Origin of the sequence: Subtercola lobariae (assembly GCF_014640255.1) — a bacterium.
GTDB lineage: Bacteria > Actinomycetota > Actinomycetes > Actinomycetales > Microbacteriaceae > Subtercola > Subtercola lobariae.
Window position 1 is genome coordinate 311286 of the sequence record NZ_BMGP01000001.1, and the last position, 20540, is coordinate 331825.

Sequence of the window (20540 nt, forward strand, 5' to 3'; positions counted from 1 at the left end):
CATGTACGAAGGAATCGTTCAAGAACTGATCGACGAGCTGGGCCGACTGCCGGGAATCGGCCCGAAATCGGCGCAGCGCATCGCCTTTCACATCTTGCAAACAGAAAGTTTCGACGTTACGCGGCTTGCCGAAGTTCTGATCGAGGTGCGCGACAAGGTTCACTTCTGCTCGATCTGCGGCAACGTGTCTGAGCAAGACACCTGCACCATCTGCCGCGACCCGCGACGCTCGCTGAACGTCATCTGCGTGGTCGAAGAGGCGAAAGACGTGGTCGCCATCGAGCGCACCCGCGAATTTCGTGGCCGCTATCACGTGCTCGGGGGGGCGATCAGCCCGATCGACGGCATCGGGCCCGACAACCTGCGCATTCGAGAGCTCATGCAGCGCCTCGCCGATGCGACCATCGAAGAGGTCATCATCGCCACCGACCCGAACCTCGAGGGCGAGGCGACTGCGGCGTACCTCTCGCGGCTGCTCACCACCCTCGACATCAGGGTGACCCGGCTCGCTTCCGGCCTCCCGGTGGGCGGCGACCTCGAATACGCCGACGAAGTGACGCTCGGGCGCGCCTTCGAGGGTCGTCGACTGGTCGAGCGGTAAGGCGGGGCGACATGGGTTGGCGTCCGCCGGTTCCCGGCCAGCCCATCGGGCCCGCCGGGGCGCCCGAGCCTGCTAGTCAATCCGAGCCGGCCGGCTCGCCTGAGGCCGCCGATCCACTCGAGCCCGCCGGGGCGCCCGAGCCCGCCGGGGCGCCCGAGCCCGCCGGGGCGCCCGAGCCCGCCGGCCCGCGCGAGGCCGCCGATCCACTCGAGCCCGCCGGGGCGCCCGAGCCCGCCGACACCCTCGCGCCCACCGCAGACGACCCGCACCCGCTCGGCGACCCCACCGTGCTCGCCGCCTTCTGGCGCTACGAGCGCGCGCTGATGACCAACGACATCCCAGAACTCGACGAGCTGTTCGCAACAAGCCCGCTCACCGTGCGCAGCGAGGCGGGTTCTGCCCTCGTCGGGCATCACGCCATAGCCGCGTTCCGCGCCGGCCGGCCCGCCGTTCCTCAGCGCTATCTGCGCCGCGTGCACGTGCGCCCCATCGACGCGAATGCAGCCGTAATCGTGGCCGAATCGATTCGCAACGACAACGGAACCGGCAGCCAGACCCAACTCTGGCAACGTGCCGACGAGCACTCACCCTGGGCCGTCACGGTCGCTCACGTTTCCACTGTTCCGGGCGTGCAGTTCGGCGGGCACGAACTCACCGCCGCCGAAGAACGCGCCATCTGGGCGACGCCCGCCTCGCGCCGTCCACTCGTGGAGTCGGAGGCGTACCCGGGCAACGGTTCGAGCGTCGGGCCGCTGGCGGGCATCCGCGTCGCCGTGAAAGACCTGTTCGCCATCGCAGGCGAGACCATCGGCGCCGGAAACCCCGCGTTCGCCGCCGGCCGTGCGCCCGAATCTGAAACCGCCCCCGCTGTGCAGGCCCTCATCGACGCGGGCGCCGAGATCACGGGGCTCGCCCAGACCGACGAGCTCGCCTTCTCCATCGCCGGAACGAACGTGCACTTCGGCACCCCACCGAACCCAGCGGCTCCGGGGCGCATCTCGGGCGGATCGACCAGCGGCCCCGCGTCAGCGGTCGCTCTCGGGCTCGCCGACCTTGGGCTCGGCACCGATACCGCCGGCTCGATTCGGGTTCCGGGCTCGTACACGGGCCTCTACGGGCTGCGCACCACGCACAACGCCGTCTCGCGCTCGGGTCTGGTCGGCCTCGCGCCGAGCTTCGACACCGTGGGGCTGCTGGCCCGCGAGCTTCCCACGCTCGAGCGGGGCGTTCTGGCGCTGCTGGCGACGGGCGAGCGGATGCCCGTGGCCCCCATCTCACCCGCCATCGAATCGGCGTCCGCCGCCCCTGCCACCTCCGCCGCGCCCGCGACCGACACCGCCCACCCCGAACCCATCACGCGCATCCTCATCGACCCGGGGCTCGTCGCCCTCGCCGACCCCGACGCGCAGCTCACGTTCGAGGCCGCCGTTCGCGCCCTGGCGCTGAACTCGGGCGCAACCGTCGAGGTCGCTGCCGCAGCGTCAGCCTTTGCCGCAGAAGATCTCGAGCAGTGGTTCGATGCCTTCCGCGTCGTGCAGCAGTTCGAGGCCTGGGCCGAAGACGGCGATTTCGTCACCGCCAACCCCGGCGCCCTCGACCCGGCCATCGCGGCGAGGTTCGCCGCGGCATCCACTCTCACCGAGCAGGCTGCGACGGATGCCCGTGCCACCCTTGCCCGCGCGACCGCCGCCCTCGAGGCCGCCGTCGCGCCCGGCACTGCGCTCGCGCTGCCCTCGACCTCGTCGCCCGCACCGAAGATCGGGGCCGACCCCACCGAAATCGAACGGATTCGAGCGGCCACCCTACGCCTCACCTGCCTCGCATCACTCTCGGGCCTGCCGGCGTTCACTCTGCCCTACGGGCGCGTCGGCACCCTGCCCGTCGGGCTCTGCCTGCTCGGCTCCCGGGGCGCCGACCTCGCCCTGCTCGCACTCGCTCGCCCCCGCGCGTAGCCGTGGGCATCACCTCGCTCTGTTCGTCGGCCGGGGCCAGCTCGCCCGACCCCGCGCGTAGCTGCGGCCGTCACCTTGCTGGGATTGCCGGCGGGGCCCAGCTCGCCGGGCCCCGCGAGCGTACTCGCCTCGCGGTCACCGGCGCGCGGCACCACCCGCCGACACCCGTTCGTGCGCAGCACAGATCGCCCCCGCCTACAATTAGTAGTCGACTTCATCCATCTGTCGCCACCGCGATCAGCGATTCTGTGCGGCAACCCTCTGCACCGCGAACTCTGATCCCCTGCGAACCACGCGAAAGTAACACCCCGAAACCCAGCACCGCACCCCGCACCAACCCCCAGGAGTACACCCCGTGGCCTTGATCGTTCAGAAGTACGGCGGATCATCCGTCGCCGACGCCGAGAGCATCAAACGCGTGGCCAAGCGCATCGTCGAAACCCGCAAGGCGGGCAATGAGGTCGTCGTCGCTGTGAGCGCCATGGGCGACACCACCGACGAACTGCTCGACCTCGCCCACCAGGTCACCCCCATTCCGCATCCCCGCGAACTCGACATGCTGCTCACCGCGGGCGAGCGCATCTCCATGGCGCTGCTGGCCATGTCGATTCGCAGCATGGGTCACGACGCCCGCTCGTTCACCGGCAGCCAGGCCGGCATGATCACGGATGCTCGGCACGGCCAAGCCCGCATCGTCGACGTGACCCCCGGCCGAGTTCGAAGCGCTCTCGACGAAGGCGCCATCGCCATCGTCGCCGGCTTTCAGGGCTTCAACCGTGGCACCGGCGACATCACCACCCTCGGTCGCGGCGGATCAGACACTACTGCCGTCGCCCTCGCCGCAGCCCTCGGCGCCGACGTCTGCGAGATCTACACCGACGTAGACGGTATCTTTACAGCCGACCCGCGTGTCGTGCCCCGCGCCCACAAGATCGATCGCATCTCGAGCGAAGAAATGCTCGAACTGGCGGCAAACGGGGCCAAAGTTCTTTATATTCGCGCAGTGGAATATGCCCGCCGGCACGGTGTGACCCTTCACGTTCGCTCGTCGTTCAACAACAATGAAGGCACCATCGTCTTCAACGAGCTGGCTCCGGATGCCGCCGGGCAGGCCGGTTCGGGCGCGAGCGGCGGGCCGGGCATCCCGAACCTCGGCACCACCCCCCAAACGGCAGAACTACCTTCAGAGAACAGCGAGAAATCCGTGGAAGAGCCACTCATCGCCGGCGTCGCCGCCGACCTCAGCGAAGCGAAGATCACCGTGGTGGGCGTGCCCGATATTCCGGGTAAGGCTGCGCAGATCTTCAACATCGTCGCCAAGACCGGCGCGAACATCGACATGATCGTGCAGAACGTGTCGGCTGCGGCCACCGGGCTCACCGACATCTCGTTCACGCTGCCGAAGTCAGACGGGCAGCAGGTGTTGCAGACGCTCACCTCGTCGCAGCCCGAGGTGGGGTTCTCGTCGCTGCAGTACGACGACCAGATCGGCAAGCTCGCGCTGGTGGGCGCCGGAATGCGCACCAACGCCGGCGTCTCGGCGAAGCTCTTCACCGCCCTCTACGAGGCCGGCATCAACATCGAGATGATCTCCACCAGCGAGATCCGCATCTCGGTGGTCACGCGCGCCGACACCGTGAACGACGCCCTGCGCGTGGTGCACACGGCCTTCGGCCTCGACTCCGACACCGAGGCGGTCGTGCACGGCGGCACCGGCCGCTAACGCGCCGCCCCACCCCGGCCGCTAACGCGCCGCCCCCGCCGCGCCGCGCTCGACGCGGCGCGATTGCCCCAAAAGCGCGCTATCACGAGCCTTAGCGGCCCTTTGCGTCAAACCGCGAGGCCTGCCAAGGGTGCGGCACGCCGGTGGCGCTGCCGGGTGCCCGCACCCGCACCACCGCCACCACCACCGCCACCACGGAGCGTCAGCTCGCCGCGAGCAGCGCCAGCACGCTCGACGCGTTGAACAGAATGTGCGCCACGATGCCCGCCCCGAGCCGCCCCGTCGACACGGCGAGCCTCGCGTTGATCAGCCCGAGAAACAGCGTCGACCCACCCAGCGCGAGCGCCGACGCCCACGACGACGACTCGTACAGATGCAGCGCGGCGAACACCACCGCACTCAGTACGATCGCGGTCGTGTTCGCGACCCGCACTCGGGCGGCGTCGACCGCGTAGCCGGCCGCATCCACTGCCCCAGGCGAGCTGCGTAAGACTCGGTTGCGGATGCCCCGCAGCACCAACCCCCGAAAGAATACCTCTTCAACAAAAGGCCCGATCAGGCACGCGAAGAGCAGGGCGTTGAGCACGATCCAGAAGGTGTCGGAGTCGAGCGTCAGATTGCCCTGCACGGGCGTATCGCCCGCCAGCCGCTGTGCCATCGCCGCGAAGAACACCGCGATCGCCTTCGCCGCGAACGCCGCGCCGAGCCCGAGAGCGAGGTCGATCCACCGGAAGCGCAGCCCGAGATCGGTGGCGAGCGACCCCGATCCGCGCCGCCGCACCACGAGTACCACCACGCCGAACATCGCGCCATACCCCAGCACGTTCGTCACGAATTGCGCCGCACTCGAGTTCGAAATCACGCCAAATATGTAGAGTGCCACCCCCGCCGCGAGCGCAACAACGAACGCCACCAGCCCCACGACACTGCTCGGGATGCCCCACCGCACCACATACCCCGGCATCGCCGCGCCGTGCCGCACTGCTCCGGCGCCCGCCTCTGCCTCGGCCTGCGGCAGCCCCTCGGGCGGCGCTGAGCCCGCCCTCGCATCGTGCGCTTGGCCGTGCTCCCCGTCTTCACCCGGCATTTCGCTCATGCTCGCACCCTACCCGGGCATCCACTGCCCGACGCTTGGTAAAGTAGACGTTCGAGCAAAGGGATGAACGCAGTGAGCACTTCAGCACAGTCGAGCAACGACGGCGCAGGCCACAAGGTCGGCCTCAACGTGGGCGTCGTCGGCGCCACCGGCCAGGTGGGCAAAGTCATGCGCCAGCTGCTGGATGATCGAGACTTTCCGATTGCGAGCATCCGCTTCTTCGCTACTGCTCGTTCGGCTGGCACCACGCTGACCTTCCGGGGTGAAGAGATCACCGTCGAAGACTCCGCCACCGCCGACCCGAGCGGGCTCGACATCGCCCTCTTCTCGGCCGGCGCCACCGGCTCGCGGGCGCTCGCGCCGAAGTTCGCCGCCGCCGGAGTCACCGTCATTGACAACTCGAGCGCCTGGCGGATGGACCCAGACGTGCCCCTCGTGGTGAGCGAAGTCAACCCGCACGCCATCGATGAGGCGCGCAAGGGAATCATCGCGAACCCGAACTGCACCACCATGGCCGCCATGCCCGTGCTGAAGGTTCTCGACGCCGAAGCCGGCCTCGAACGCCTCATCGTCAGCACCTACCAGGCCGTCTCAGGCAGTGGGCTCGCCGGCGCCGAAGAGCTCGCAACGCAAGCCGAAGCCGCCATCGCGTCGGGCCACCTGCTCGACCTCGTGCACGACGGCAGCGCCATCGAGCTGCCCGAGCCCGTGAAGTACGTGCGCCCCATCGCGTTCGACGTCATTCCGTTCGCCGGAAACCTGGTTGACGACGGCCTCAACGAGACCGACGAGGAGAAGAAGCTCCGCAACGAGAGCCGCAAGATCCTCGAGCTGCCTGGCCTTCTCGTCAGCGGAACCTGCGTGCGCGTTCCCGTCTTCACCGGCCATTCCCTCTCGATCAACGCCGAATTCAGCCGCCCCCTCAGCCCCGAGCGCGCGACCGAGTTGCTACAGACGGCGGCCGGCGTCACGGTGACGGATGTTCCGACCCCCCTCGAGGCGGCCGGCAAAGACCCGAGCTTCGTGGGTCGCATCCGTACCGACGAAGGCGTTCCGAACGGCCGCGGAATCGCCCTCTTCATCAGCAACGACAACCTCCGCAAGGGCGCCGCCCTCAATGCCGTGCAGATCGCCGAGATCTTCGCCGCGCGCGCCGCCTCGGCCGCCTCGGCTGCCACCGCAGCCGCCCTAGCCGCCCCGACCGAAGTGGATGCCGCACCGGCCTTCATCGCGGGCTGACCTTCGCGCCCCCGCCGCGCCCGCCTCACCCGCAGCGCAGCGCGCTGCAATCGCTGCTCTCGGGTAGCATCGTCGGCGGGCCCAGGTCACGGGTGCGGCGCACCCACGTGCGATCGACAGCAACCCGCAAAGAGCATCTGGCCGCGGATGCCCGCGCGCGACACAACAGACGCATGACCGACTTCAGCGACCCGCAGACCGCCCATGTGCGTCTGACGAATTCCGAACGCGACGAGGCAGTGGCGCAGCTGAACGCCAACCTGCGCGAAGGCCGCCTCGACGAAGCCGAATTCGTGAAACGGTCGGCCGCCGTGCGCTCAGCGGTGACGCGGGGCGATCTCGCGCCTCTCTTCAACGATCTGCCGGTGCAGCAGCCGCACGCGTCGACCCCGCCGCCGCAGCAGCCGTACGCGGCCCCGCCGACTTCGCCCTCAGAGTTCGGCGCAGCGGGCTACGGGCCGCCGAGCATCCACTCGCCCGGCGACTCAGGCTCGGGCCGCAGAGGCCCGCTCGGGGGAGCCGTCGGCACGGTGGCCGTGTCGATTTCGCCGTTCGTCGCGCTGATCTTGTTTCTGATCACCGGCGCACTCGGCGGCTGGACGTACAGCTGGCTCTGGTTTCTGCTCGTTCCCATCACCGCCATCATCGTTTACGCCGGAGGTACCCGCGACTCGGGGCGCAACCGCTACCGCTGACGCAGACCGCGTTCGCGCGGCAGCACCCCCCATTCGAGGCACTCGAGGGCTAGCATAGTGAGCTTCACTCAACTAGGCTTCACTCTCGATGATTACTTTTCTTGCCTGGGTGCTGGGGGTCGGCGCTTTGTGGTGTGGTGTATCTGTTGGTGTCGCACTTCTGGTGGGGCGGATGCTCGCGCTCAGCTCAGCCCGCGACGCAGCTACCGTTGCGGCACGCGACGAAGCCCGCCATGCAGCCCGCCCTGCAGCCCGTGACGACACCGCGAATCCGCTGAGCGCGGTACATTGTGTGAATGACCGTGCAGCTGCCTCCCCTGTGCCGGCAGACGTCTCACTTCCGGCTGGGGTGACGCCGGCATGGCAGCAGCGGCAGATCAACCGGGTCAACGGCCCGCCACCATCCAAGCACCAACCCAGTCGCTGACCGAACCCGGGCCTCCGGCCGCACCCCGCACCGGCGCGACCAGCATCCGCCGCTCGCTCTTCTTCTTTCCCGTTTCGGCCGTAGCGGTCGTCATCGTGATTCTCGGCGTCATTTCTGCCGCCCAGACCGCGGCCCAAGCCGCCGGAGCCCAAGCCGCCACCGCGGCCCAAGCCGCCGCCGCCGGAACCCAGCAGCCCAGCCACACCCCCACCGACTTTCTCTACCTCGCCGCCCTCTTCGTGAGCACCGCTCTCGTGACCGACTTCCGCCTGCCGGTGGGCCGTCTCTCGAGCCTGCCGTCAGTGAGCCCAGCTGTCGCCCTGCTCGCCACCGCGAACCTCAACGACCAGTTCTTCATCGCCCTCGCCATCTGGGTTCTCGGTTTCTTCTGCGGCGCCATCTTCAACTCGCGCGACATCATCGTCTCGGTGTACGCGACCGGCATCGCAAGCCTCGGCGCCGTCGGCTGGTGCCTCGTCATGACGGCCACAGCCAGCTCGTCGGGCTCCATCGGAGTACTACCGCTGCTGATGCCGTTCGTCGCCACCGCCGTCTACCTCGCGGTGATACTCGCCGTGGAGTTCGCGAGGCAAGGCGGCCGCTGGGGCCCCGACGGCCGCCGCGGGGTGAGCGAACTGAGCCTCAGGCGTCTGCTGGGCATCCTCGTCGTCATCGCCGGCCTCGCCATCGCCATCTCGTTCACCTATGTCGGCGTCTACCCGTTGCTGCTCGAGGCCGATCAGAACCACCACGGCGCCGGAATTCTCATCGTGGTCGCCGGCGCCATTTTCGCCCTCGCCCGCGTTCGTCAGCTGCGCGGCATTCAGCGCCGCCTCAAGGGGCTCACCGACGCCGCCCTCACCCTGCCGTGGAACCAGGGCGACGACCTCGGCGCCATTCTCAGTCAGCGCGTACAGACGGCCGTGAGCGCTGACGCCATCACCATCAGGCAAGCCGCTCCTGGCTCGAACGAGATCGGTTACCCGGTTCGTCTGGCTCCGGATGCCGAGGCCTACGTCGTGGCGACCCGCGAGTTGAGCGGCATACCTTTCACGCGTGAAGACGAACGAGTGCTCGAAGCGCTCGCGCACTTGGCAACCGAGGCCGCTCGCGTCACCGAAGACATGGCAGACCTCACCCTGCGCGCGAACAGCGATTCGCTCACCGGCCTGCCGAACTACAACTCGTTTCGCCGCGCTCTGGCCGACGCGAACGAGAACCGCCCGTACTCGGGCGCCATCGCGGTGCTCTTCATCGACCTCGACAGCTTCAAGCAGCTCAACGACCGGCACGGCCACCACATCGGCGACGCCATGCTCGTCACGGTCGCTGATCGCCTGCGCGAAACCAGCCGCCCGCACGATGTGGTGGCCCGCATCGGCGGCGACGAGTTCGTGGTCATTCTGACCGCACTCAAGTCGCTTGCCGAGGCGAAGACCGTCGCCGAGCGCATCACCGAGAAAACGAGTGCCGCCTTCACCGTCGAAGGTGTCGATCTGCGCCCGTTGCTGAGCGTAGGTCTCGCCTACTCCGCGCACCGTGAAACCGATGCCGCGTCGTTGGTCGTCGACGCCGACCGCAGCATGCTCGCGGTGAAACGATCGCGCCACCAGGGCGGCCCTGCGGCCGAAAGCACCATCAACATCTCGCCGCATCGCTCGGCTCGCATCAACGACATCGTGGCCGAAGCCATCGACAACGAAATGCTCACTGTGGTGTTTCAGCCCATTGTCAACATGGCCGAGAACCGCATCTGGGCGTTCGAAGCGCTCGTGCGTCACACTGACGCAGAACTCGGCGCCATTTCGCCGGGGGCAATCGTCGAGCGGGCGAAGAGCCTCGGCCGAATGGATGAACTCACCCGCCAAGTGATGGCCAAGGCCATGAGCGGTGCCCGCGCCATCCAGCTCATCGAACCGAGCATCGCCACTATCGCGGTGAACCTCGAGGTGGGGCAGATCACGGATGCTCATGTCGGCGCCTTCGCCAAAGAGATCGCCGCGCGCTACCCCGCCATCTCCCTGTGTCTGGAGCTGAACGAGCGCTCGCTTCGGCACGTCACCGACGACCTGCGCCTTCAGGCGCAAGCGCTGCGCGATCTCGGAATCATCATTGCGCTCGACGACTACGGGTCGGAGAACTCGTCGGTGGGGTCGCTCGTTCGCATTCCGATGGACATTCTGAAGCTCGACCGCAGCCTCATCGACGAACCTGGCGATCACCGTCAGCGCGAAGTCGTGAAGGCGCTACAGGGCTTCAGCGACGCCCTCGACTACCTCACCATTGTCGAAGGCATCGAGAGCGCCGAGACCGCTGGGATTCTGCGGGCGCTCGGAGTTCGCAACGCCCAGGGCTTCTACTACGGCGTGCCCGCCACCTATGAGCAGGTCATCGCCAGGCTCAGCAAACACGGTACGGCGGCCGTCATCTCGTAGTGGTTTACCCGCTAAGATTCGAGGGTAGGGGTGCCCGTTGGGGGGTAGAGATTCTCGTAGGCATCTTGACCGCCCTGCAGTGCAAACGTCGTGTCAACCAGCAACCGCGTTCAGGTGCCTTACCATCGGATAGTCCATGAGAACCTCTTCGAAACCACCCCGTCGAACCTCTCTGCGACTTCTTTCTGTCGTCAGTGTCGCCGCAGTGACGCTGCTGGCACCGCTCGCCGCTGCAACGGCTGCGTCAGCGAGCACCACCGCTGCAGCATCCACCGCGCTCGCGTCGCCCGCAGTTTCGGCCCCCGCAGTTTCAGCTACCGACGCGCCGGGCACCCTCTCTTTTCCCGTCGAGACCACCGTTCCGGCTGGCACAGGCGCCGTCTTCGTGAACCTGCAGGTACCTGACGGCCTCACCCCCACCTCGCTCACCGGCGCCATCAAACCGGTCACTCCTGCGGCAACCAGCGGTTCGTCGGCCGTCGCCACACCGGGCGGCCAGTTGCTCGTCACCGTGAACGGCGCCGTGCTGCAGACGCTCGACCCCACCATGCCCGGCACGCTGAACGTGCCATTGCAGGCGTCAGACGAGGTCAAGGGTGTCGTCACCATCGGGCTCACCTACGCCACGCTTTCGGGCAGTGACAACGCCGTTTGCACCGTTCCCTCGAACGCGAGCGTGTCGCTCACCGACGCGGTGATGAACGTCGACGGCGCCGCCGCAGCGCCGAGCACCGTGGCCGACTTCTTGTCGCCTTCAGTGAACGCGGTGTCGGTCGTGATTCCGGATGCTCCCTCCCAGGCCCTCGAGCAGGCCGGCCTTGCCACCATCGCATCACTCGCCCACGCCCTGCCGCAGAGCGACTCGCTCAGTCTCACCACCACAAGCGACACCGCGAACCGCACCACGGTCGCCCCCATTCGCGGCCGCATCATCGTGCTCGCACCCTCAACCGACTCCTCGGTCACCACCGCGACCACGGCGCTCTCTTCTGGCGACGGGGGGGTGCCCACCCTCACCATCACGGGCCCCGAAGCCACCCTCGCCCCTGCCGGCGCGGCACTCGGCTCCGACTACCTCGTCTTGGCGAACTCCGCCGACACCACCGGCCTCAGCCAGACCGGAACCAGCACTCCGGCCCTCACCCAGAACCTCTCCTACTTCGGTTCACCGAACCAGATCGCCCTCGCCGGCTTCGGGCAGTCGAGCTCGTTCACGAACATCAGTCAGGCCTCGTTCGGCGGCCCCGTCAGCTCAGCCACCGTGCACATCGTCGGCATGCACTCCGACATTCCCGACTCGGTCATCGCCACGGCGAACGTGTACTGGAACAACTTTCTGATCGGCTCGCAGGTGCTCGCCCACAGCACGCCCATCGACCTCACGCTGCCGGTTTCGGGCACCCTGCTCACCGCGGCCAACGGCCTGAAAATCGAGCTCAGCGCGGTGCCGGTAACGGGTAACTGCACCGGGCCCATCAACCAGATTCCTATCGAGCTGTTCGTCGACTCCCAAGCTTCGACGGTGTCGGGCGTGCGGGGTCAGACGCTGACCCCCGGGTTCCAGCGCTTTCCGCAGGTGCTCGGCAGCACGTTGCCGGTAGCCTTCGGCACGGGAGCCTCAGCCGCCACGGCCGTGGCGAGCGCGGGTGACATCGTGGCGTCGGTGCAGCGTAATTCGAGCATCCAACTCGCCGTCACCGTGGTTTCGCCGGGTTCGTTCATCAGCTCGTCGCAGTCGGGGTTGTTCGTCGGCGCCACGAGCAGCGATTCGAATGCCCTCGGGTCGCCCTTGCGGCTCGACAGCTTCAAGGCCATCGACTCGAATGCCGTGTCGTTCGGTGTCGGAACCACCGAGCCCTACGCCGCACTGCAGTCGTTTCAGAGCGGCGGCCGTAACGTGCTGATGCTCGGCGGCTGGGCACCCGATTCGTCGAGCGACGCCGTGCAGGGGCTGCAGGTGCAGGCCGCGAGCTACACCACTTCGAACCCCGACGGCTGGTTCGGGCTGTCGGGCGACGTGCTCATTGCGCAGCCGAACCAGGGCGATCCGGTGCTCATTTCGAGCAACGCCATCGTTCCGCAGACGGCCGTGACCGACGACTACCGCGGGTATGCCGTGTGGATTGCCGTCATCGCCATCATTCTGATTCTCGCCGGCGTCGTCGGTGAGATCACGCGCCGCCGCCGCAAGGCCAAGCTGAAGAAGTACGTCGACGCGCAGATCGCCTCAGAAGGCGCGGAGCCAGCAGCAGACGGCGCCGAGGCCCCCGAGAGTTCCAAGCCGGAGTAGACCGTGGTCTCTCTGACGAAGCCCGAGTCGCCGGCCGAAGAGTGGCTGGACGATTCGCCGCGCTCAGGCCTCGTCACCGCTCCCGGTGCCACTCCGCCCGGCGCCGACCGAGTCACCGCCACCGCCCCGGCTGCCGCGTCACCCGCCCGCGTCGCCGCCACGGCCCCCGCGAAACCCCCCTCCCGCTTCGGCGAGTGGATGCTCGCCCGCTGGGTATCGCTCGGCGCCCCCGTAGCGGGCCGCCGTGTTCCTGGCACCATGGTGGTGGCTTTCGCGGCGCTCGCCATCGGCATCGTCGCCGTCATCATCACCACCTCGAGCGGTCTGAACATCGCCTACGCCGACTCGCAGAGCCACCTCACCATCTCGCGGCGCATCTTCGACAGCAAGGCGCCGGGCTTCACCCAGCTCGGCACCGTGTGGTTGCCGGTGCCGAGCCTCATTCTCGTTCCGTTCGTCACGAACCTCTGGCTCTGGTCGAGCGGGCTCGGCGCGGGGCTTCTCGGGTTGATCTGCCTGATGGGCACCGCCACGGGCGTGTACCGCATCGCGGCGCGCATCGGGCTCGGGCGGGCGGCGCGCATCGTGGGCGTGCTGCTGATCATCCTGAACCCCAGCATTCTGTACATGTACACGACGGCGCTCACCGAGCCGGTGCTGATCGTCTGCATGATGGGCTGTTTCGCGGGCCTGGCGCACTGGGTCACCAGCAAACGCAACCTGCAGGCCGGCGAGGTGATGGTGTTCTGCGGGCTGCCGGCCGCCGGCGCAACGCTCTCGCGCTACGAGGGCTGGGTGCTCGTGTTCGCCGGCACGCTTCTCGTGGCCTGGGTTGCCTGGCGACGCAAAAAAGCCTGGCGTTACTGCGTCAAGATGGGCCTCGCCTTCGCGGCGCTGCCGGGCGTTGCCATCGCGTGGTGGCTGGTCTACAACTTCACGGTCTACGGCAACCCGCTCGAGTTCGCCAACGGGCAGTACTCGGCCTCGAATCTGCAGAAGGCCACCGCCGATGCCGGTCTGCTCGCCTACACGCACAATGCCGGCCTGACCCTCTGGACGTACGACTGGTCGGTACTCGAAACCGCGGGCCTCCTGACCGTGGTGATGGGCATTCTCGGCGCCATCGTGCTGGCCTACAAACGCGGGCTCTCGAACGAAGCCTTGGTCGTCTGGATCATGGGCGTCGCCTACGCGTTCTCGCTGCTCAGCCTGTTTCTCGGTCAGACGCACATGAACAACGACCACTCGCTGCCGCAGAACTGGTGGAACAGCAGGTACACCCTCGCGGTGATCCCGTGGCTCGCGACGCTTGCGGCGGTGCTCGTCGACGCCCTTCGGAAGACGAGGGTGTGGATGCCCGCGCTCGCGTTAGTCGGGCTGGCACTTCTGGTGCAAACGGCGTGGTGGGGCGCTGACCCGAGCCGATCATCCGTCATCGCCGAAGCCAACGGCTACGTGCAGCTCAAGGCGGCCAGCGGGGCGACCGCGGCTGCGGCCTATCTGCGCGACAACTACGACGGCGGCGATGTGCTGATGGACGAGTCTGCAGCCGGCAGCGCCCTGCTGCCCGAAATCGGCATTCCGCTGGTCGACTACTACAACCGCTCGACCGGCGACCTGTTCTACCAGGCCATCGCCGACCCGGCCACGCACGCGAAGTGGGTGTTCGTGTCGACGGCCGATGCGCCCGAACTCTCGCAGACGGGTGTCGCCGACCTGGTTTACGATGCCATCAAGAAAGATCCGTCGTTCACCACGATGTACCGGGTCGTCTTCGAGCAGGGCTCCTACCGAATCTACGAGCGGATAGACAGTTGACCGACATCACGCCCGGCTCGCCGCCGTCGGTTCCGCCTACCCGCGGCGCCGGCAATGCCTCGCCTGTTCTCGGGCTGCACGAACACCGCGGGTCTCATGCCAGCGGCGACATGGTCAACAACTCCGGGCGCATCGGCGAGATTCTGCTCGACGCCGGTCTCATCGACGAGCGCGAGCTGACGGATGCTCTCGAGCTGCAATCACGCGAGGGCGGCCTCATTGGGCGGCACCTCATTCTCTCGGGGGCAGTCACTCGCCGCGAAATGTACGACGCGCTCGCGACGCAGTGGAACGCGCCGCTCATCGACCTGCTCGCCGAACCGCCAGAGGCGGGCCTTCTCTCGGTGCTCCCGCCCGAGCAGCTCATCGAGGCCGGCTGGGTGCCGTGGAAGCGGTCGGGTACCGGCGCCATCATCGCCACCACGGTTCCGCCCACCCCAGAACTGTTGCTTTCGGCGCGCGAGCAGCTCGGGGTCAGCGACATCACCGTGCGAACCACCACCGACTGGGATCTCAACCAGGCCGTCGAGGCCGCTTGCCGCACCCAGCTTCTCTTCGGGGCATCGGATGCTCTGGCCACCGACTCGAGCGACGAATCAGCCAAGTCGGGGCTGAGGCGCTGGCAGCTCATCGTGCCGGGCGTCGTCGTGCTGCTGGTGATTATCGGCTGTGTGATGAGCCTCACGACCACTCTTGTCGTGGTGCTGGCGGGGGCGAACATCCTCTTCGCCATGAATATCGTCTTCAAGGTGGTGGCTGCACTTCGGGCGCCGTTCAACAACCGCGACAAAGAGCGCTGGCTCGACGAGGTGGCGCTCGAGCGCGTGAAGCGGGGGCTGAAGCCGTTGCCGTCACGCATTCCCGACAACGAGCTGCCGATTTACACCATTCTCGTGCCGGCCTACAAAGAGGCGAACATCATCAGCAAACTGCTGACGAACCTCGGCGCCATCGACTACCCGAAAGCCAAACTCGAGGTCATGGTGCTACTCGAGGCCGACGACGAAGAGACCATCGCGGCGGTTCGCACCATGCGGCCGCCGGAATACGTGCGCATGGTCATCGTGCCGCCCGGCGGCCCGCAGACGAAGCCGCGCGCCTGCAACTACGGGCTGTCATTCGCCCGCGGTGAGTTCGTGGTCATCTACGACGCCGAAGACCGGCCGAACCCGTCACAGCTGCGCGACACCGTCGCTGCGTTTCGGCAAGACGAGTTCGAGCGCCTGCACGTCGACCCGAACCAGAAGAAGCTCGTCTGCCTGCAGGGCGCGCTCATTTACTTCAACGCCGACTACAACGTGCTGACCAGGCTTTTCGCCGTGGAGTACGCCGCGTGGTTCGACTCGATGCTGCCGGGCCTCGACCAGTCGCACCTGCCGATTCCGCTCGGGGGCACCTCGAACCACTTCGACACCAAGGTCTTGCGGCAGCTCGGCGCGTGGGATCCCTACAACGTCACCGAAGACGCCGACCTCGGCCTCCGTGTGGCCGCCCACGGCTACCGCGTCGGAGTCGTCAAGGCGTCGACCGCCGAAGAGGCCTGCGCCGAGGTGGGCGCGTGGATTCGCCAGCGCACCCGCTGGATCAAGGGCTACATCATGACGGGCGCGGTCAACACGAGGCACCCCGTGCGATGGTTTCGCGTGAACGGAGTTCTCGGGGCGCTCTCGCTCGTCGCGCTCATCCTCGGCACCCCCATCGCGTTCATGCTCTACCCGCTCGTGCTCGGTTTCACGGTGTTCACCTACATCGGGGTGCAGTTCATCGGCCTCAACCTGCCCGATTGGCTTATCGTGGGCGGCACGGTCAACATGCTCTTCTCCAACGGCGCCATCATCATCATCTCGGGCATCGCGGCCTGGCGGCGGTACAACTGGCGCGTCGCCATGTTCGCCTGCCTGAACCCTGCGTACTGGATCCTCCACTCCATCGCGGCCTGGCGCGCCGCCTACCAAATCGTCTTCAGCCCCCACCACTGGGAGAAGACCCCCCACGGCCTCACCGAAGAGTACGAAGACTCCGCCTTCGAGGGCAACAGCGCCGCCGCCTGACCCCGGCTCCGCCCCCGCCCCCTCCCCCGCCCCCTCCCCCCTCCCGCCCCGCGCCCCGCCCCCTCCCGCCCTCCCCGCATCTCGCGACGTTCCCTCGCCCACGTTGCGCAAAAGCACCTCCGCCGCGCCGGGGAGGTGCTTTTGCGCAACGCACGCTTCTCGCCGACGCAACTGACGCAACCGCTTGTGAGTATCTGGCCGCACGTCTCGCGACGCGCGATGCCCGCCCTCGCAGCCATCGCCAGCCCCTTCTGCGTCACAAGTCTCACCACTCGCAAAACCTCATCCCTTGACGTTCGGCAGCCATGCCAGCATTAACGCGCTGCACAAAAGCACCTACAGGGCGGCCCGAAGGAGCTTTTGCGCAACCTGTGCGCCTCGAGCGCATCCGCCACGGGCTAGCGCCTCCGCGATCTCGAGTTGCGTCAGGTCGGAGCGGTGTGACAGTTCATCGTCGTGAAAGCGAAGCACGTCCCAGTCGTTGCGCATGAAACGCTGCCACCTGATGACATCTTTGCGATACTGCACCTTGTCGGTTCGGTGCTGGTCGCCGTCGTACTCCACGATTACGCGAAAGTCACGAAAGACGAGGTCGGCACGCCCGATGCGCCGGCCGTTCGAATCGACGATGACAGGGTTCACCTCGGGTTCGGGCAGCCGGGCATCCCGAATCAAGAGGCGCAAGAGCGTCTCGGGCCGCGACTCCGCCCCCTGCCTCAGCAGTTGCAGGGCTCGGGATGCCCGGGGTTTGCCCACCCCGTGAAAGCACTCGGTGCGCTGCTGGAGCTCGTTGAACGTCACGTATGGTCTGGGATCGCTAGGATCGAGCACCTCGGGGTCGAGAACAAAGTGGTCGCCCGCCACGACCAGGTCGGCGAGGCTCAATCGTGAGGCAAGACTGAGCCACGTCGCGGCGGCGTCGCTGCACGGGAAGCCGTATCGGCGCACCACTCGAGCGTTCACCGGTTCCGTGCGGTATCCGTGTGCGCCCTTCGCTCTCGACGGTGCGCCGGGGTCGGAGATCGTGACGTCGACCGATCGGCCGACGCTCTCGTTCAGAACTGCCGCGACCCCGCCCGCGCTGCGCATCTCTGCCGCTGTGCGAAAATCGGCAGCTGTCCGAGCGACCGAAGGCAGCGGAACACCCCAGAGCACCGCCGCAGACTCGTGGCTGAACCACTCCGACTGCCTGAGGCGTGGCGCGAACGCCGCGATCGGAGACACCCTGTTTGCTTGAACTCGAACGCCATGAAAGGGTCGCTGCAGCTCGCCGTTGCGCATCCGTGCCCGCCCAAACCCGGCCTGGCGTGCCTCTTGTACGGAGAATGCGCGTTGATCAAGTGGCGCCGAGAGCGCGTTGCGATGAGTCATCGACCCATGCTGCCTCAACAGCTCTGCATCGCCCCGAAGTTATCCACAGCCTCCAGTTCGCGCATAGCCCCGCCCGTCTCGGACCTCCCTCGCGGCGATGCCTTCGGCGTTGCGCAAAAGCACATTCGCGGCACCCTGAAGGTGCTTTTGCGCAACCCGAAGGGGTTTCGGCAGCGGCGGGCACCCCCGAGGGCTGGAGGCCGAGGTGAGGCGGGTCAGAAGTCGAGCTTATTGAAGACGGGGGAAGGGATGTTGCGCACGACACCCATGATGAGCATCCACTTCAGGGGGGCGTAGACCACCGCACGGCCCGCGTTCACGCCCGCCACGATCTCGCCCGCCACCGCCTCGACCGGCGCGAGCCCCTTCTGCGGCATCGACGCCGTCATGGGTGTGGCGGTCGGCCCCGGCTTCACCAGCACCACGCGCAGGGCTGAACCGGCGAGCCGGTGCTGCAGCCCCTCGGCCATCGCCTCGATGAGCGCCTTCGCGGCCCCGTAGATGTAGTTCTTCTTGCGCCCACGGTCGCCCGCCACCGAGCCGATCACCGCAATGGTGCCGGCCGTCATCGTGTCGGCCGCGGCCTCGATCCAGAGCGACGGCGACACCCCCGTCACCTCGAGCACCGAAGCGGCCTCGACCAGCGAGGCCTGCGACACCTCCTGCTCGGTCATCGACCCGTGCGCCACGAGCACGGTCAGCCCCGCGCCCGCCGCGGCACCTGCCGACCCGGGTCCCGCGAAATCAGCCACGACAGACGCAATCGAGGCAGGCGACACCAGATCGGCGACCAACGTCGTCACCGCGGCCGACGGAAACCGCACCCCGAGGTCGGTGGCGATCGCCGCAAGCCGAGCCTCATCGCGCCCAATGAGCAGGGCAGTGGATGCCCCACCCTCCAACCACAATCGAGTGCACTGCTCGGCGATCGCTGAGGTCGCCCCGATCACCACCACGTCGGTCGGCCACGTTCCCGAGTTACCCCGCGAAGAAGCGCCAGACCCAGACCCAGAACCCTTAGACCCGGTCACCCTGCTCACAATCCCAGACATCTAACTTCCTAACAGTCGTCGCGACATTTCCGAGCTCATGCCCGGGTCTTTGTACTGCAAAAACTCTTGCCACCGCGGGTACCCCGCCTGAAACAGCGAAACGGGCATCCGTGCGTCTTTGGCCAGGTAGAGCCGCCCGCCGGCCTGTTCGACAACCGAATCGAGCCGCGTCAGCAGCCGCAGCGTCGAGTTGCCGAGGTTCGGAAAGTCGATGGTGAGGTTCACCCCTGGTCGCGCGTAGCTCAGCATGCCGAGTGCCGAACGGTCGCCCATCGTCTTCAACACCCCGAGAAAAGACCCCTGCCCAGACGCGGCAACGTGCCCGAGAATCTCGGCCACCGCCTCAGCCCCGACCGACCGCGGCAGCACGCACTGGTGCTGAAAGAACCCGCGTGGCCCGTAGGCCCGGTTCCACTCCTGAATCGCGTCGAGCGGGTAGAAGAAGGGCTTGTAGTGCACCACCGACGACCCGAGTGACAGCCGCTGCATGCGGTAATACGCCCGATTGAGCGCCGGCAGCGTGGCCTTGTTCACCAGTGAGAACGGCGGCACGAACGGCACCGTCGGCCCGCCACGCACCCCGCCCAGCACGGTCGCATTCGACGGCAGCGGCCGGTGCGGCGACGGCGTCGGGTTCGCCCGAGACAGGATGCCCCGCCGCCCCCCATCGGTCGTGATGTCGATCCACGACACCACGTGCTCGAACTCGGCCTCAGACTCGTCTGACAACGTAAAGAACTCAGCCAACGACTGGTACGCAATGTTCTCGGCGAGCAACCAGGGGCCCGGCACTCGTTTCAGGCGAATGGAGGCCTCCACGATCAACCCGGTCAGCCCGAGCCCTCCGCACGTCGCCTCGAACCACTCGCGTTCGAGCGACGGCCCGCACGTGATGACAGATCCGTCGGTACGCACGAGCGTTATCGACTGCACATGGTCGGCGAACGTGCCGCGCGTGGCGTGGTTCTTGCCGTGAACGTCGTTCGCGATGGCGCCGGCCACGGTGACCACCGAGGTGCCAGGGGTGACGGCGAGCATCCACCCGCGCCCAGAGAACGTCTGCTGAATGTCGCGCAACAGCACCCCGGGTTCGCAGCGCAGGATGCCCGTTTCTTCGTCGAACGCCAGAAATCTGTTGAGCGACCGGGCGTCCCACAACGTGCCGCCGGGGTTCAGGGCCGCGTCGCCGTAACTGCGTTCCATGCCGCGCGCGATACCCGGAGCGGTGGCAGCCAGCACAGCGCCCGCACCCTCGACCGAGGTAATAGGCACAACAGTATGCTCGGCGTCACTGAGGCGCCCCCATGATGAAACCTTCTGCCGGCTCACAGCGAATTGACCCCGCTCTTGTCTTCTTTGAAGGTGATGTTCTTGTCGAGAAAGTACTTGATGACGTACCCGATAGCCAAACCGATGATCGCCCCGGTGTATTTGGCCGCATTCGTGCCGAACACGAAGAACGCGCCGAACTCGAAGCCCCAGAAGATGAGGGTGGTGATGCCGCTCATGATCGTGTAGAGCCCCAGCGTTCGGGCCTGATGCTTCATGCTCTTCACCTCGAAGCGAAAAATGAAGCGTTTATCGAGAATGTATTTGGTGATCACGCCGATGCCGGTGCCCACCAGAACCGACGCGATCAGCGAAAGGCCCGTGCTGATGCCCATGGCCGCGCCGAGAATCTGAATCAGCACCTGAGAACCGAGGTTCGTGCCGGTCGAGATGGCGGCGAAGAGCACATACAGAGCGCTGGTCTTCATGGCCGCCTTTCTGATGGCTGCAGCAGCAGCGCG

Annotated in this window: 14 protein-coding genes; 9 read left to right on the top strand and 5 right to left on the bottom strand. The window is 67.1% G+C overall.

Annotated features, from left to right (window positions below):
* Position 1 precedes the first annotated feature (1 nt).
* The 3 genes from recR (at position 2) to IEX24_RS01575 (ending at position 4276) form a co-directional block, all read left to right on the top strand.
* Entirely contained in the window at positions 2-601 is a 600-nt protein-coding gene (gene recR, locus IEX24_RS01565; protein WP_188672604.1) for a recombination mediator RecR, read from the top strand.
* Between the two features lie 11 nt (positions 602-612).
* Positions 613-2553 (top strand): AtzH-like domain-containing protein, encoded by a 1941-nt coding sequence (locus IEX24_RS01570; protein WP_188672607.1) that lies wholly within the window; start codon positions 613-615, stop codon positions 2551-2553.
* 355 nt (positions 2554-2908) lie between these two features.
* Positions 2909-4276, top strand: coding sequence for an aspartate kinase (locus IEX24_RS01575; protein ID WP_188672610.1), 1368 nt, complete (start codon positions 2909-2911; stop codon positions 4274-4276).
* Positions 4277-4478: 202 nt separating this feature from the next.
* Here IEX24_RS01575 and IEX24_RS01580 read toward each other — a convergent pair whose 3' ends face one another.
* The gene (locus tag IEX24_RS01580; protein WP_188672613.1) at positions 4479-5372 is read right to left on the bottom strand and encodes a CPBP family intramembrane glutamic endopeptidase; all 894 of its coding nucleotides are present in this window, start codon (positions 5370-5372) and stop codon (positions 4479-4481) included.
* Positions 5373-5444: 72 nt separating this feature from the next.
* Here IEX24_RS01580 and IEX24_RS01585 point away from each other — a divergent pair, with 72 nt between their 5' ends.
* The 6 genes from IEX24_RS01585 (at position 5445) to IEX24_RS01610 (ending at position 16327) form a co-directional block, all read left to right on the top strand.
* On the top strand, positions 5445-6611 hold the full coding sequence (locus tag IEX24_RS01585) for an aspartate-semialdehyde dehydrogenase (protein ID WP_268236208.1): 1167 nt from the start codon (positions 5445-5447) through the stop codon (positions 6609-6611).
* Positions 6612-6784: 173 nt separating this feature from the next.
* Positions 6785-7306, top strand: a complete 522-nt coding sequence (locus IEX24_RS01590) for a DUF1707 SHOCT-like domain-containing protein (RefSeq protein WP_188672629.1) — start codon at positions 6785-6787, stop codon at positions 7304-7306.
* Between the two features lie 360 nt (positions 7307-7666).
* Complete coding sequence (locus tag IEX24_RS01595) at positions 7667-10168, top strand: putative bifunctional diguanylate cyclase/phosphodiesterase (protein WP_188672632.1); 2502 nt, start codon at positions 7667-7669, stop codon at positions 10166-10168.
* Positions 10169-10373: 205 nt separating this feature from the next.
* Positions 10374-12458 (top strand): hypothetical protein, encoded by a 2085-nt coding sequence (locus tag IEX24_RS01600; RefSeq protein WP_188672635.1) that lies wholly within the window; start codon positions 10374-10376, stop codon positions 12456-12458.
* Between the two features lie 3 nt (positions 12459-12461).
* A complete protein-coding gene (locus IEX24_RS01605; protein ID WP_188672638.1) occupies positions 12462-14276 on the top strand; it encodes an ArnT family glycosyltransferase in 1815 nt (604 codons plus the stop codon).
* On the top strand, positions 14273-16327 hold the full coding sequence (locus tag IEX24_RS01610; protein WP_229715034.1) for a glycosyltransferase: 2055 nt from the start codon (positions 14273-14275) through the stop codon (positions 16325-16327). The genes IEX24_RS01605 and IEX24_RS01610 overlap by 4 nt, the downstream gene beginning before the upstream one ends.
* A gap of 336 nt (positions 16328-16663) precedes the next feature.
* Here IEX24_RS01610 and IEX24_RS01615 read toward each other — a convergent pair whose 3' ends face one another.
* The 4 genes from IEX24_RS01615 to IEX24_RS01630 all read right to left on the bottom strand — a co-directional run bounded on the left by IEX24_RS01615 (position 16664) and on the right by IEX24_RS01630 (position 20507).
* On the bottom strand, positions 16664-17698 hold the full coding sequence (locus IEX24_RS01615) for an endonuclease domain-containing protein (RefSeq protein ID WP_188672644.1): 1035 nt from the start codon (positions 17696-17698) through the stop codon (positions 16664-16666).
* Positions 17699-17913: 215 nt separating this feature from the next.
* On the bottom strand, positions 17914-18750 hold the full coding sequence (locus IEX24_RS01620; RefSeq protein WP_188672659.1) for an SDR family NAD(P)-dependent oxidoreductase: 837 nt from the start codon (positions 18748-18750) through the stop codon (positions 17914-17916).
* On the bottom strand, positions 18751-20022 hold the full coding sequence (locus IEX24_RS01625; protein WP_203585957.1) for an FAD-binding oxidoreductase: 1272 nt from the start codon (positions 20020-20022) through the stop codon (positions 18751-18753).
* 53 nt (positions 20023-20075) lie between these two features.
* Entirely contained in the window at positions 20076-20507 is a 432-nt protein-coding gene (locus IEX24_RS01630; protein WP_188672665.1) for a GtrA family protein, read from the bottom strand.
* Between the last annotated feature and the right edge of the window lie 33 nt (positions 20508-20540).